The 14,632-nt window shown below is 65.6% G+C and carries 5 protein-coding genes and 1 pseudogene; 1 reads left to right on the top strand and 5 read right to left on the bottom strand.

The features are described from left to right. Nucleotide 1: 1 nt before the first annotated feature. The 5 genes and pseudogenes from ACFO0J_RS12890 to ACFO0J_RS12870 all read right to left on the bottom strand — a co-directional run bounded on the left by ACFO0J_RS12890 (nucleotide 2) and on the right by ACFO0J_RS12870 (nucleotide 13,364). The gene (locus ACFO0J_RS12890) at nucleotides 2-9,727 is read right to left on the bottom strand and encodes an Ig-like domain-containing protein (RefSeq protein ID WP_376813548.1); all 9,726 of its coding nucleotides are present in this window, start codon (nucleotides 9,725-9,727) and stop codon (nucleotides 2-4) included. Between the two features lie 164 nt (nucleotides 9,728-9,891). After that, nucleotides 9,892-10,188, bottom strand: a pseudogene (locus tag ACFO0J_RS12885) (BapA/Bap/LapF family prefix-like domain-containing protein); the annotation flags it as partial. A gap of 354 nt (nucleotides 10,189-10,542) precedes the next feature. Next, nucleotides 10,543-11,136, bottom strand: a complete 594-nt coding sequence (locus ACFO0J_RS12880; protein WP_376813488.1) for a PIN domain-containing protein — start codon at nucleotides 11,134-11,136, stop codon at nucleotides 10,543-10,545. Then, nucleotides 11,124-12,371, bottom strand: a complete 1,248-nt coding sequence (locus ACFO0J_RS12875) for a TIGR03862 family flavoprotein (RefSeq protein ID WP_376813487.1) — start codon at nucleotides 12,369-12,371, stop codon at nucleotides 11,124-11,126. The genes ACFO0J_RS12880 and ACFO0J_RS12875 overlap by 13 nt, the downstream gene beginning before the upstream one ends. 33 nt (nucleotides 12,372-12,404) lie before the next feature. Further along, a complete protein-coding gene (locus ACFO0J_RS12870) occupies nucleotides 12,405-13,364 on the bottom strand; it encodes a DMT family transporter (RefSeq protein WP_376813486.1) in 960 nt (319 codons plus the stop codon). A gap of 146 nt (nucleotides 13,365-13,510) precedes the next feature. Here ACFO0J_RS12870 and ACFO0J_RS12865 point away from each other — a divergent pair, with 146 nt between their 5' ends. After that, nucleotides 13,511-14,632: a 5-methyltetrahydropteroyltriglutamate--homocysteine S-methyltransferase gene (locus ACFO0J_RS12865; RefSeq protein WP_376813547.1), complete on the top strand. Its 1,122-nt coding sequence runs from the start codon at nucleotides 13,511-13,513 to the stop codon at nucleotides 14,630-14,632.

Genomic DNA, 14,632 nt, shown 5'->3' with positions numbered 1-14,632 from the left:
GTCAAGCCAAGGCGTGTGCGTTGGCCAGGCTATGCTCCAGCTCGTCTTCGGGAAGGGACGCTTCGGGTACGTAGTCCGTGTAGGTCGAAGCACTGTCGGCGGCCGTGTCCGTGCCTGATGCAGGCGCAGTGTCGCTGCCGGGCGCCTGGCCCGGCAGCCAGTCGTCCAGCAGGTCCGGCGTTTCGTCGGGCGTTGCCGTCAGCATCCCGTCGAGTGCCGGCAAGCCGCCCTCGGGCGCAAACAGGAAGGCCGAGGGATCGTCGCTGCCGTCCGCCGGGGCGTCGGGGAAGTCGAGGGACAGGGCCATGGGGGCGAAGCCCGCATTGACGGACGCTGTGTCGACCGTCATGCCGCCTTCGACCTTCACGGTGATGGTGGTCGCGCCGTCCGCCAGCGTGCCTGTCCAGATGCCGCCGTTGTTGATCCAGGCGCCATCCAGCGCGACGGAATCGTCCGAAGTGCCCTTGATCGTCAGTTCGCCGCCAGAACCCAGGATAGCCTTCACTTGATCCGGGGTCAGGCCGGTGATCGCGTTCGCGCCGCCGATGCCCAGGTCGAGGATCTCGATGTGGCTCAGCTTGGCGGCGAGATCTGCGCCCGTCAGGTCTTCGCCCGCGCGCAGGTGGACGGTGTCCGTGCCGGAGCGGCCGTCGATGGCGTTCCCGGTCCAGATCAGGGAATCGTCGCCGGGGGTGCTGTATTGCTCCGAGAGGTTGAGCGTGATGTCCTTGGTGACGTGCGTGGATTCCGCCGCGTTGCCGCTTTCGACCGTCCAGGCTTCCGCCGTGATCTGCACGCCGGCCATGCCCGCATTCTGGTCCGTCAGGGCGGACGCCGCCTGCATCAAGCCCAGCGTGTTCAGGTCCGCCTGGCTCAGGCCGGTCAGCGTGTAGGTGTCGGTGCCGGCGTCGTAGGTGATCTGGCTGGCGTCCAGCAGCGTGTCACCCACGTAGAACGAGGCGTGCTCGCCCAGGCCGGTCAGCCTCAGCGTCGTGGTTTCGGCGCTGCCATCTGCCGCGATGACAACAGTGCCGTCTGCGTTCTTGACCGTGGCATCGTTGGGGTCCTGCATCGTGGCGTTCAGGTTCAGCTTGATGAGGGTGTTCTCGGCGCCGAAGGAATTCGTCGGCGCCAGGTCCACTCCGTCGGCGACCGGGATGATCGTGACATCGGCCAGATCGGTCGTTTCGATCTTGGTGCCGGAAAGCGCTGTTTCACCCGACTCCACGACGAGTTTCAGGTCAGCCAGCGTACCGCTCCAATGGGGCGGCGGCAGGATGCCGATATAGGCGGGCAGGGATCCGTCCGGATTCAGGGGGATGACCCAGGTATTGTGCGTGCCGTCGCCGCCCGCGTTGGCCGCCTGGGCGGCCGAGCCGGGATCGGCGCCGGTGAACACCAGGAAGCCGTCGGGCAGGTTCGACAGCAGGACGGAGATGATCTTTTCCGAACCGTCGTTGTCGTTCAGGACGGCGGCGATATCCAGTTTGACGGACTTGTCGCCCGTCGCGCCGATGGCGACTTCGTTGCCGGAGGACTCGTTGTGGGTGACAGTCACGCCATCGTTGCTGATGTTGACGACCAGGTCGGCGGCGCCCTTGGAGGTCACGGGCGTGCTGCCGGTTTCCTCGTTGCGCACCCAGGCATCGACCGTGACCGTGCCGCCGGTCATTTTGACGCCCGGGGTGTACACCGCCTGCAAGGTGCTGCCCATGGCCACGCCATGGACGACGTAGTACTGACCGTTGGGAACGCCGGAGACGCCTGAAACGGTTTCCAGCGTGTATGTCACGCCGCCGATGGTCAAGGCGCCGCCTTGCAGATCAGCCTTGTCCGCGGAAATCTGCAGGTACAGCGTGCCGTCCACGATGCTGCCGGCCGCGCCGTCGGCGGCGTTGCTGACGGTCAGGGTGATGGGGATGCTGCTGTCGGATTCGTTCAGCTCATCCGTTTCGATGCTGGTGTCGAGCCGGATGTCGATGACGGCATTGTCCGTGACCGGATCGACGGGCACCACCAGCGGCTTGTCGCCGGTGCCGGTGTCGGCGCCGTCGGCCGTGATGTTTTCCACATTGCTGTTGCTGCCGCCCGCGATCGACGTGGTCAGCTTGGCGTCGAACTTGAAGTCGCCCGCCGCATTATTCTCGTTGGAGTTTTCCGGCGGCGTGATCTTGATGCCGTCCATCAGGGTTTTCAGCAGCGCATCAATGTCGCCTTGCGTGGCACCGGCAGGGCCGATGACCGATTTCGACCAGACCTCGCGGGTGCCGCCGGCATCCGTGATGGTGGTGCGGATCATGCCGTCGACCTGCGTGCCCTCGGGCAGATTCTCCAGGGTGACGGTGAAGACGTTGCTGGCGGATGGATCATTCACGGTGACCCCCGCCGTGATGATGTCCGACAGGCTGAAGGCCGCGTCTTCCGTCGCCGGGGCGTCGTTGTATTCCCAGGTGATGATCGTCGCCGGATCGTCGGATCCGCCCTTGCCAAAGTCCGTCGTCAATCGCCAGGTGACGGAGTCTTCTTCGACAGCCGTCGTCGTGGCCGTATTGCCCCGATCCTGGACCTGCGCGGTCAGGGTGATCTCATGGTTGATGAGGCCGCCCGCGAAGCCGTTGACCACGAATTCGACCGGCACTTGCACACCGCCCCCGGGGATGGGTTTTGCGTCGGCGCCGTCATACACCAGCAGCCATTGGCCGCCGCCGATGAATTCGCCGCCCTTCACGGTCACGCCGTCGGGCACGCCATCGATGACGACGCGGATCAGGTGTTCGCTGCCGTCCGTGTCGGGGGACGTGACTTGCAGGTGGACGGTGACGGTGTCGGCCGCCGTCAGCGTGACGGTTTCATTGGTGGCGTCGTCGCCGGCGACCTCCTCGGCTGCGGTCGTGGAGCCCAGCGTTCCGGTGATGTCCGTGATGCTGGCCTTGGGGGCATCGGTGACCGGCGTGGCCGTCAGGCCGAAATGGGCATCCTGCCAATCGCTGGTGGTCGATGCGCCGGACGGGGTGTTGCCGTAGTGATCGTCCGTGATCTTGAACTGGAAGTCGAAGCCGCTCAGGTTGCCGTCGCGATGGGCGTCGCCCTGGGCGGCCAGTTGGCCCGCCTGCGCGCCGGTCAGCACGTAATACGTCACGCCGCTGTCGGTGACCGTTGAGATGTCGCCGTCAACCAGCGCCTGGGCCAGCGTCTTGGCGCCCGGGCCATCGCCCAGGTACAGGGTGAAGGGTCCGCCCTCGGCCTGAGTCACGGCGATCCGCACACTGGTCAGCGTCTCGTCCGTGTCGCCGTTCTGGTGGACGATCTCCAGCCCGATGTTGCTGAGCACGTCCTCCTCCAGCGTGGCGCTGGCGGTGGTCGTCGCCTCGGGAGACGGGGTGATCTTGATCGTCACGTCCTTGGGCTCGCCCGTCAGCGAGTTGCCGTCGTTTTCCGTCGTGACGGCGGCGATCTTGAACGTGATCGTGCCGCTGTAGTTGGCGGGCACCTTCAGCGTGGCGGCGGCGAACTGCGCTTCCGTCAGCACCCAGACGCGGGCCGCCCCGGTGGCGGCGGGATCCAGCAATGTGCCCATGTCGGGCGAAAAACCCTCGGGCAGACCGCTGACGCGGATGGTCAGGGTTTCCGAGCCGTCGTCCTTGTCGGTCAGTTCGATGGTGGCCAGATCACCGAGTTTGACGGGGGTCGTGCCGCCATCGACGCCGGCTTCGGTGTAGTCGGGAATCGACGATGTGATGTCCACCGTGGCCGCGTCTGCCACCCCGGTGACGGTGACGGCGAGGTCGAGTTCGGTGGTGGGGTTCCTGCTGGTGTAGGGCGAATTGGGATCGCCATCCACGATCAGGGTATCGACCGATTCCGCCGAGACCTTCAGCGTGAAGTTGTCGTTGCTGTTCTCGGGCGGCCGGATGGTCAGCGCTTTGCCGCTGTCGAAGTTCACGATCGTCACTTTGCCGCCGGTCACGGTCAGCGCGGCGCCGTCATACGTGATGACCGCGCCGTCCGGGATGCCGGAGATCGTGACGTCGAAGGTTTCTCCGGAGTCCGAGCTGGTGGGCCGGATCGACAGCGGGATCTCGCTGTCTTCCTTGCCGCTGGCGGGGCTCATGGCCAGGGTCACTTCGTCGGCCTTGGGGGCGATGAGCACGTTCTTCAGCCACGCGACCTCGTCCGAGGTATGGGAGACCTCGGCGTCATCGGCATCGTCGCCCGGATCGACTGTGTGCGCCTTGACCTCGATCTCGAAGATGCCCGAGAAATTGGGGGCGGCCTTGAACTCAAGAGTCGAGAGCGCATCGACGGGGACGAGGATGGGATCGCCCGTGTAGGTGGCGATGTGCTCCCCGTCCGTGTCCGTCCATTTGAATTGCGAGCCGATGGCATTTGGCAGGTCGCCGTCGCCGGCCTTCAGCACCGGGGTCAGGCTGGCGTAGGTCTTTTCCCCCGGGTCTTCGTTGCTCCAGCCGGTCTTCAGGTCGAAGCCGCCTTCCTGGCCCAGCTTGAACCATGCGTCTTCTTCGCCGGGGGTCGTGTAGTCATGGCCCCCTGTCATGGTCACGTCGTTGCCGGCGGGGCCTGCAGTGTCGGTGTCCGTGGTTTCCGCGACGGGCGTGACGGTGATTTTGACGTCGCGTTCGACCGTGGCTGTGTCGCTGATGGTACTGCCGTTGACTGTGCCGCTGTCAGTCGTTGTGATCGACAGCGTGATCGTCGCGTCTTTGCTGCTGTGCGCGGGCGGTGTGACCTTGAAGTCGTCGAGAACGGCTTCGCGCTGGGCTTCGGTCAATACTATGCCGCCGCTGCCGTCATTGTTGAACGTGATCGTGTAAGAGGAGCCTGTATTCGTGACTTCCCAGCCATCGGTGCTCAGATTTCCCGAGGGGAAGTCTGTCGTCCAGCCGCTCGGAAGATCGAACGAGATGGAATCGATGACTTCCGTGCCATCGCCGCCGTCGGTTACGGTGACGTTCTTCAGGAAGGCGACGGCCGTGTCTTCCGGCGTGGTCACGCCCGTGGCGCTGACGTCGCCCGCGACTGGGGTGACGTACAGGTTCAGGGTGACCTCGCTGCTGGAGGTGTTGATCGTGCCGGTCGAATCGCCGTCGGTGTCCTTCGCGTTCAGCGTGATCTTGATGCCTGTGAGGTCGCCGCTGTAATCCTTGGGCGGCGTGATGGTGATGGACGGCGGTGTGGCGGATGTCTTGACTGCGGAGCTTGCGGTGAGCGTCGTCGCGCTGATGGTGGTGGCGACGCCATCGATAGTGACGACCGTACCCTCCGGCAGGCCGGAGATGGTGTACCAGTACGTTTCGCTGCCGTCCGTGTCGGCGCCGGTGTTGCCGTCCGAATCGCCCAAGGTGGGAGTCAGCAGAGCGCCCAGATCGATGGTGGTGCCTTCTTCGGCCACCGTCACGTCGTAGCTGTTTCCGCCGTCGATTTGCAGCGTTGCGCCGTCGGTCACGGCCTGCACATCGACGTCGATGGCCTGGATGCTAGTGGCGCCGGGTACGCCTGGAAGAATATTGCCGCTGGCGTCCACCTCGTGGCTGGTCGCGCTGACGGTGACGGTGAAGTTCTTGCCGCTTTCAGGGGCGGGGTTCGCCACCAGCGCTTCGTATTCGGCTGTGGTCAGATGATAGATGCCGTTAGCCGTGTCTGCGGCCGGTACGCCGACGACGTGGTAATTCGGGTCGTCGGTCAGGACGATGGTGATCTTGCCGCCCGCTGGGGTCAGCGTGGTCCCGCCGGTACTCAGCGTGACGCCGGTCGCACCATCGCCGCTGATCGTCAGCGTGATCTCGCTCAGGCGTTCGGGGGTCGGGTTGTTGCCCGTGCCGGTTCCGTCGTCTTGGATGACCGGTGTTTTCAGCCCCAGCGCCACCGAGGTGTCTTCCAAGGTATCGAGGTCCTTCGTGTCATCCCCCAGATCAGGCGCATCGGACACGGGGTTGACCGTCATGGTCACCTCGGTGCTCTTGGGCGTGCCGGAGCCATCGTCCGTATGGTAGGTGAACTTTTCCTCGCCGCTGTAGTTTGTGTCGGGCGTGTAGGTGATGGTGCCGTCGGCGTTGACGGTGACGGTACCGTGGTCGGTGGAGTAGTCCTTGCCGCCCTTGCCGTTGTCCGTCCCGGTCAGGTCGGTGCCATCCTGGGAGATTGTGGTGTTTTCCGGGTTGGCGTCGGCGGAGGTCGTGAAGGTCTTGTCGCCGTCTTCGTCGACAGTTTCGGCGGTCGCTGTCTTCGGTTCGTCGTCCGTGACTTTGACGGTGAAGTCGCCGGTGTCGGTATCGCCGTCGCTGTCGGTGACAGTGAAGCCGAGTTCCAGGTCCAGATCGGTCGCGCCCTTATGATCCAGGGGGCCGTTCAGGGTGAATTCGTAGCCCGCGCTGCTGTTCGTGGGATCGGTGATGTTGGCCGTGAAGATTTTGTCGGCCTCGGTACGGCCTGTGCCCTTGTAAGCGATGAGCGTGTGGCCGTCGTTGCTCAACTCGTATTCCAGGGGGATGCCGCCCGAGGTCCATGCCTTGTCCAGCAGCTTGCCGACCGTTGTGTCGGTCCCGGCGGCGCCGTCCGTGAAGGTGGTGTCGATGGCGTCCTCGCCCGGCGTGACGGCCAGGCTGCCGCTCACCGTCAGCGGACCCAGGCCGGGCTCGCTGCCCGCAGCCAGGTGGGCTTCGTCGATCCCGGTGTTGGTGGCGGGCGTGCCGACTTCCGGCACCGTATCCGTCACGGTGATAGGTTGGGTGGCCTTGTTGCTGATGTCGCCGTCGCCGTCGATCAGGGTGTAGCTGAAGCTGTCGTCCAGCGTGGTGTCGTGCCCCCCGGTCTTGTCGTGGTTGGCCGAATCGACCGAGGTGTATTTCCAGGTGCCGTCGCTGTGGACGGTGAGCTGGCCGTATTGGGTGTCCACCGTCTGGCTGCCGCCGTCGGCGATCGTGGCTGTCTTTTCGGTGCCGTCGCGGCCGACGTAGGTGATCTGGTGGACGCGCGCGCCGTCCGCGCCCTGGGTGTCGTTGTCCAGCAGGTTGGCGGAGCCCGCGCTCCAGGTATCCGTGCCCGCGTCGTGGCCGACGGTGGCGCCGCCTTCGCTCAGGGTGACGGCGGAGTCATCGTTCGCCTCCGGCACGTCATCCACCACGCCCGCCACGATCTTGCTGATGCGCGTGTCGCCGTTATTGTCCTTGACGGCGATCGGGATGTCCTCGCGGAGGATGTCCGGGCCGGCGGTGGTGTGCGTCTTGTTGGCGTCCAGCGTGTAAGTGTAGGTGACCGTACCGGTGGTCGCGTCGTAGCCCGTGATGGTCAGGGTGCCATAGGTCGTGGTGATGGGGGCGATCGGCGTCGTGCCGATGTTCTGCAATTGCGCCAGAGTGATGGTGGCGCCGCCGCTGATCGTGCTGCCCGACAGGCTGCCGCCGATCACGAGATGATCGATGTCGCCTTCGCTCGTGCCGATCTTCAGGGTGGCCGTGGCCGACTCGGTGTCGGCGTCCTTGTCCGAGCCGTTCGGCAGGCCCGACTCGTGCACCAGCACGTGGGCGTCGTCGCCCGGCTCCAGGTCTTCGGGCGCCAGGCCGGCGATCTTGCGGCCGGTGCTGTTCGTGTTGCCGACGGGGTCTTCGGCGTCGGCCGAGATCACGATTTCCTTGGAGGCGTCCAGCGGATCGGATGGGATGTGGACCCATGTGCCGTCGCCGCCCACCGCGATTTCGCCGGACTCGACGCCGTCGATGGTCAGGATGATCTTGGCGCCCGGTTCGCCCGTGCCGGTGATGGTGGGCACCGTGCCGTCAACCACGGTGATCGGGTTGATGGCCACCGGTGTGACGGTGTCCTTCAGAATGGTGTCGGTGACCGTGGCGGAGTCGCCGCTGCTGTTCTTGGCTTCCATCGTGACGGTCAGATTGCCGTCCTGCAGGCCGCTCAGGTCCGTGGTCGTGGTGAAGCCGCCGTCGGCATTGGGGGTCACAGTGGCCGGGTCGATGGTGACGGTCGTCGTGCCGTCCGTCACTGTCAGGCTGACCAACTCGCCGCCTGGGGGAATCTGGCCATTGATCTTCACGTGTTCCAGATCGTCGATACTGGCCAGGACGTTGTCGCCGGTGCCCGGGGCGCCGGGGCTTGTGTTGTCGACGATGTCCACGCCGATCACCGTGACGGTGACGGTGGCGGTTTCCTCGACGCCGGTGTCCGTCTTGGCGGTGTAGGTGAAATTGACGTCGCCGGCCACGCCGCTGTCCGGGGTGAATTCCAGTGTGCCGTCTGCCTTCAGCGTGACGCTGCCGCCCGTGACGGTGATCGTATCGCCGGTGCTGATCGCCGTGCCGTTGATGTGCGTGATGGTCTTGTTGGCGCCCTCGAAGCTGTCGTTGGCCAGCGCATCGATGACGACGGGGATGCCGGCGGGGGTGATCGCCGTGTCGTCCGTCACGTCCGCGACGGAGGTGACGTCGATGGTGATGGTTTTCGTCGCCGAGGTGTCCAGGCCGCCGTTGGCCGTGCCGCCGTCGTCTTGCACCTGGAAGTCGAAGCTGGCGTGGTTTGCGCCGTGCGCGTCGGGGGCGGGGGTGTAGACCAGCGATCCGATGTCAGCGACGGGGATCTGCTGCCCGGCTACGACCGGCACGCCGCCCAGCGTCAACGATCCGGCTCCCGGCAGGGTGTCGATGATGATGGTTTTCAGCGCGTCGTTCTCGACCGGGTCGCTGAAGCCGAAATCGGCTGCGGTGAAGGTGTGGCTGCCGTCCTCGGGCAGTGTCAGCGTCTTGTCCGCGCCGGAGGGCGCGTCGTTGACGGAATTGACCGTGACGGTGACGGTGGCGGTCTCCGGCACGCCGGTATCGGTCTTGGCGGTGTATTCGAAGCTGGTGTCCCCGTGCCAGTTCTCGTTGGGCGTGAACTTCAGGGTGCCGTCGGGGTTCAGGGTGACGGTGCCGTTGGGCACGGTGACGGTGATGGGGGTGATGCCGTCGGCTTCAGTGACCGGGGTGCCGTCCTCGTTGATGATGCGGACGCCCTCGACGTGGGTGACCCTGGGGTGGTCGCCCTCGAAGCTGTCGTTGTTCAGCACGTCGATGTCGACCGGCGTGTCCTCGTGAGTCGTCGTGGCATCGTCCGTGACGTCGTCCACCGGCTTGACCGTCACGTGGGTCGTGCCTGTTTCGGTGCCGTCGACGGTCGTGACGGTGTATTCGATGGTGGTGTCCCCGTGCCAGTCGCCGTCGGGGGTGAAGGTCAGGGTGCCGTCCGGCTCCATCGTGACGGTGCCGTGCGGCACGGTGACGCTGTCGCCCGGGGTGATCGGCTGGGACACGCCGTCTTTGTCGACGACTTCGGTGATGACCGGATTGCCGCCCTCGATCAGCTTGTTGTCCTTCGGATCGATCGTGACGGTGGCGTCCTCGTTCGTTTCCACCAGGGGCTGGACCGTCAGATTCAGGGTCGCCTCGTCCGAGCCGCCCTTACCGTTGTCGATCGTGTAGTCGATGGGCGGCACTTTGCCGTTCCAGCCCGCGTCTGGGGTGAATTCATAGCTGCCGTCGGGGCGCAGCACAAGCCGGCCCATGCCCGCGATCACGATCGGGGTGTTGCCCGGCGTGAAGCTCTCGGGCTTGCCGTCGCCGTCGATATCGACGCGGATGCCGGTGACGCGCAGCGGATTGCCGCCGGGGTCGCGGTCGTTGAGCAGCACATCGCCGGTGAGGGTTTCGCCGGCCTTGCCGATCTTGGCGTCATGGTCGGCGACGGGCGGTGCGGGCTGGCCAAGGCCGCCGCCATCACCGCCGCCGCCCCCACCACCCCCGCCGCCTGCCGCGGCGCCGATGCCCAGCAGCCCCAGGCCCGCCCACAGCCAGGGCGAATCGCAGCGACGACGTCGTTGTCGATTTCGGTGAAGTGGAACTCATCCCAGTGTTCGGGGTACTGCCCCCACCAGAACACGCCGGCGTCGTCTTCCAGCACCAGGTCGCTGCGGGTATTGTCCGCGTCCTTGACGAAGAAATTCTGGATGACGATGACCTTGCCGTCGAGCAGGGTCATCTTCAGGTCCTGCCCTTCGCGCACGAACGACCGGACCTGCTCCGGTGCGATCTTCAGTTGAATGATCGATGGCGCCGCAATGTGTATCACATTGGCGTCGACGGTTTCCGTGTGACCCGATTTTTTACCGAGAATGTTGGCCGGCATCTGCAATCCCTTTGTCTGCCCTGTCACTGTCCAGTCAAGCATTTTTCTTTATTTGGACAAGTGTAATTTTTTAAAACAAAGGGACTATATCAACAATTTATTTGTGTTTTCCAGAATATCAGTCATTCAAACGGCATTTTGACGTTTGTTGACACAATTTAATATTTCTCCGGGCGTTTCATTGGAGAACGTCTTTTTGGAATTAACATTTATTATTATTTGGAATTCAAACAGGGTGTTTGTCGCTGGTTTTTGTGAGTTTTTATAAAATGGATTATTCGAAAGCCCCGCATGCTTGTTTTCGTCCGGACTGTGCCCGTGGATAAGCCGCCGCGCCCGGGGCGCCTCGGGCAATCAGTCCGACATCAAACGGCGCAGCAGCAGCATGCGTTCGCGGCCCAGGCGTTCGCGCATGGGCACGCGGGGGCGGCCCGGGGGCGGGGCGACCGCATCGATGTCGGCGATGGCCTGGTGGATTTGGGTTTCGTGCATCGGCCACCAGGCGGCCAGTTTGCGATCCGGGGTCAGCGCGGACAAGCCCAGGCGGCGCAGTTCGGAGCGGTTGAAGTCCTTCAGGTTCAGCGTCAGGATTTCCACGGGGCTGTCGGGATGCCGTTCGCGCATTTCCCGGGCGACGGCGATGACGTGCCAGTCCTTGGGGTCGCTGTAGCGCAGCCCCTGCTTGTACTCATCGACCTCGTGCGCCATGGCGCCGGGAAAGGCGGACTGCATGGCGTCCCAGTCGGCTTGCAGGTTTTCCGCCGGGATGTCCCACAGGCGTCGGGCATTGCGCATCCATTCATCGCCGATGCGTTCGCTCCAGGCGGGTTGAAAGAGGCCGCATGCGCCCAGCGCCAGCATCAGGCGGCGTTGCAGGCCGGACATCATGACGCAGGCGTCCATCACCAGGATGGCGGGCGTCGTCAAGGGCGGCGTCAATGCAGCCAAGCCAGCGCTCCCCGGGCTGCGGCGCGGCCTGCGGCAAAGCAGGCGGTCAGCAGGTAGCCGCCGGTGGGGGCGTCCCAGTCCAGCATTTCGCCCGCGCAGAAGACGCCTGGCAAGGCGCGCAGCATCAGCCGTTCGTCCATGGCCTGCGAGCGGACGCCGCCTGCCGTGCTGATGGCCTCGTCCATGGGACGCATGCCGTTCAGCCGCACGGGCAGTTGCTTGATCGCCGCCGCCAGCCGGGCGGGATCCGCGTAGTCCTCCTTGCCCAGGCATTCCCGCAGCAAGCCGGCCTTGGCTCCGTGCAGGTTCAGGCGCGAGCGCAGATGGCTGGACCAGGACTTGGCGCCGCGTGGATACAGGACTTGCCCGGCCACCCAGGCGGCCTCGCGGTCGGGCAGCAGATCGAGGGCCAGCACGGCTTCGCCGGTGCGGTCCAGCGCCTGGCGCAAGCCTGCGGACAGGGCGTAGACCAGCCCGCCTTCCAGGCCGTCCCGGGTCAGCATGATTTCGCCGCGCTGCCAGGGGGCGTGGGTGTCCGGCGCAGCGGCGTCCGGTGCGGCGGTGTCGAGGACACGGGCGGCGATCGATTTCAGCGGCTCGCCCGCGTGGTGTTCCTGGAAATGCGCGCTCCAGTCCGCATGGAACCCGCAGTTGGCGGGCTGCAGCGGCATGATGTCCACGCCTTTTCCCGCCAGCAGGGGCGCCCAGGCGCCGTCCGATCCCAGGCGGGACCAACTGCCGCCGCCCAAGGCCAGGATGACGGCATCGGCCTGGACATGTGTTTCGCCCGCAGGCGTGGAGAAGCGCAATTGGCCGGATTCATCCCACCCCGTCCAGCGATGGCGGGCGTGGACGCGCACGCCTTGCGCGCGCAGACGCTGCAGCCAGGCGCGCAGCAGCGGCGCGGCTTTCATCCCGGCGGGAAAGACCCGCCCCGAGGTGCCGACGAAGGTGTCCACCCCCAGGCCGTGCGCCCAGTCGCGCAGGGCTTGCGGACCGAAGTCGGCCAGCCAGGACCCCACCCAGGGCGCCTGTTCACGGTAGCGCGACAGGAAGGCGGGCAGGGGTTCGCCGTGGGTCAGGTTGAGCCCGCCGCGTCCGGCCAGCAGGAATTTGCGGCCCACCGAGGGCATGGCGTCGTAGAGATCGACACAGGCGCCCGCCGCCGCCAGGGTTTCAGCCGCCATCAGCCCGGCCGGGCCGCCGCCGATCACGGCAATCGAATGGGATGGCAAAAGAGTCGTCCTTGAAAACCCGCGTCCCGGATGTCAGCGGGGGGTGGACGGGATTGTAGGAGATGCGGCGGCGCCATCCGCCGCCGGCGCGCGCCGCCATTCGATGATGCCGATCACGATGCCGCTGCCGCAGACCACCGCGATGCCCAGCCAGGTGAGGGCGTCGGGAAAATCGCCCCAGACCAGCCAGCCCAGGATCGAGGCCGCGACGATCTGCAGATAGAGAAAGGGGGCGAGCAGGGAGGCGGGCGTCAGGCGGTAGGCCTGGATCTGCAGGATGTGGCCCAGAGAGCCCCAAAAGCCGGTGCTGATCATCACCAGCCATTCCAGGGGGCCGAAGGTGCTGAGGATGGGCCAGGCCGCCGGCACGATGAAGGGCAGCGCGAGGGTCAGGGCGATCGTGCCGACGCCGCCGCTCCAGACCAGGGTGGTCATGGGGCTGTCGACGGCGACCAGGCGGGTGCACACGTATTGGACCGAGAACAGCAAGGCGGTCATCAGGCCGAAAGACACCCCGACCGGGTCCAGGCCGCTGCCCGGGCGGATGATGATCAGGATGCCGGCGAAGCCGGCCAGGGCGGCGACCCAGCGCGACAGCCGGGGGGGTTCGCGCAGGATCCACGGCGCGCAGGCCAGCATGATCAGGGGGGCCAGGAAGTTGATGGAGGTCGCCTCGGCCTGCGGCATGTGCTGCAGGGCGGTGAAGAACGTGAAGGTTGCGGTGACCATCACCGTGCCGCGCAGGAGCTGAGCGTAGGGGCGTTTGGGGCGCAGCGCCGCCCGCAGTTCCGAAGCCGGGATCAGGGCGGCGACCAGGGCCAGGTGGACGGTGAACCGCACCCAGCAGACAAAGGCCAGGGGCAGGCCGGCCGCCATGATCCATTTGCCGCTGGTGTCCAGCGTGGAAAGCGACCAGGAGGCCAGAATCACCAGGGCGATGCCGGCGAGGGGCGACGTGCTCGACGCGCGGCGAACGAGGCTGGAGAGACGCATGTTGTACAGGGGAAGGGAAGACCTGGCGGGTTCAGGCAAGCAGCATATCAGGTTCCTCCGCGCCCCGGCCTCCTCTGCCCGGCCTGCCGGCTGGATTTTCAGTACATATTCAGTACACTGAACTCTTGTCCATCCAGGAGATCATGATGACTGCACGTTCTGTTCCGCCGTTTCGCGCCGACCACGTCGGCAGCTTCCTGCGGCCCGTCTATCTGCTCGAGGCACGTGATCGCCATGCCCGGGGCGAAATCGATGCCGCCGCCCTGCGCGCCGTCGAGGACCGCGCGATTGCCGAGGTCGTGCGCTTCCAGGAGGACATCGGCCTGAAATCGGTGACGGACGGCGAATTCCGCCGCACGTATTTCCACCTGGATTTCCTGCGGCGGCTCGATGGCGTGACCACCGACGATCCCAAGGTGGTGACGGGGGCGGACGGCAAGGAGCATCTGGCGCCGCCGTCGATTCTGGTGACCGGCAAGGTGCGCCATGCGCGCGACATCCAGCGTGCTGATTTCGAATATCTGGCGAGTCAGGTCTCGGCAGGCCACACGCCCAAGGTCACGATCCCTTCGCCCACCATGCTGCATTTCCGGGGCGGACGCGCCGGCATCGACGCCGTGGCCTATCCGGAACTGGATCCCGATTTCTACGAGGACGTGGCCGAGGCCTACGGCCAGGAATTGCGCAGCCTGTACGACGCCGGCTGCCGCTACGTCCAGATGGACGACACCAACCTGGCCTATCTGTGCGACGGCCGCATGCGCGAGGCCGCCAAGGCGCGTGGCGACGACCCCAACGAACTGCCGCACCGCTACGCCGGTTTCATCAACCGGGTGGTGGCGCGCAAGCCCGAGGGCATGGTGCTGGCCATGCATCTGTGCCGGGGCAATTTCAAGAGCACCTATGCCGCCGAGGGCAACTACGAGCCCGTGGCCGAGGCGCTGTTGTCGGAAATGAACCTGGACGCGTATTTCATGGAATACGATGACGACCGCAGCGGCGATTTCCGTCCGCTGCGTTTCCTGCCGGCCGGCAAGATCGTGGTGCTGGGTCTGGTCACGACCAAGTTCGGCGCCCTGGAATCCAAGGACGATCTGAAGCGCCGCATCGACGAGGCGGCCAGGCACGCGCCCCTGGAACAGCTTGCCCTGTCGCCGCAATGCGGCTTTTCGAGCACGGTGCATGGCAATAACGTGGCGGTCGAGGATCAGCGCGCCAAGCTGCGGCTGGTGGTCGAAACCGCCCGCGAGGTCTGGGGCGACGCCTGA

The sequence above is a fragment of the Castellaniella hirudinis genome, assembly GCF_042651965.1.
GTDB lineage: Bacteria > Pseudomonadota > Gammaproteobacteria > Burkholderiales > Burkholderiaceae_B > Castellaniella > Castellaniella hirudinis.
This window is presented reverse-complemented; position numbering and strand designations above follow the sequence as displayed.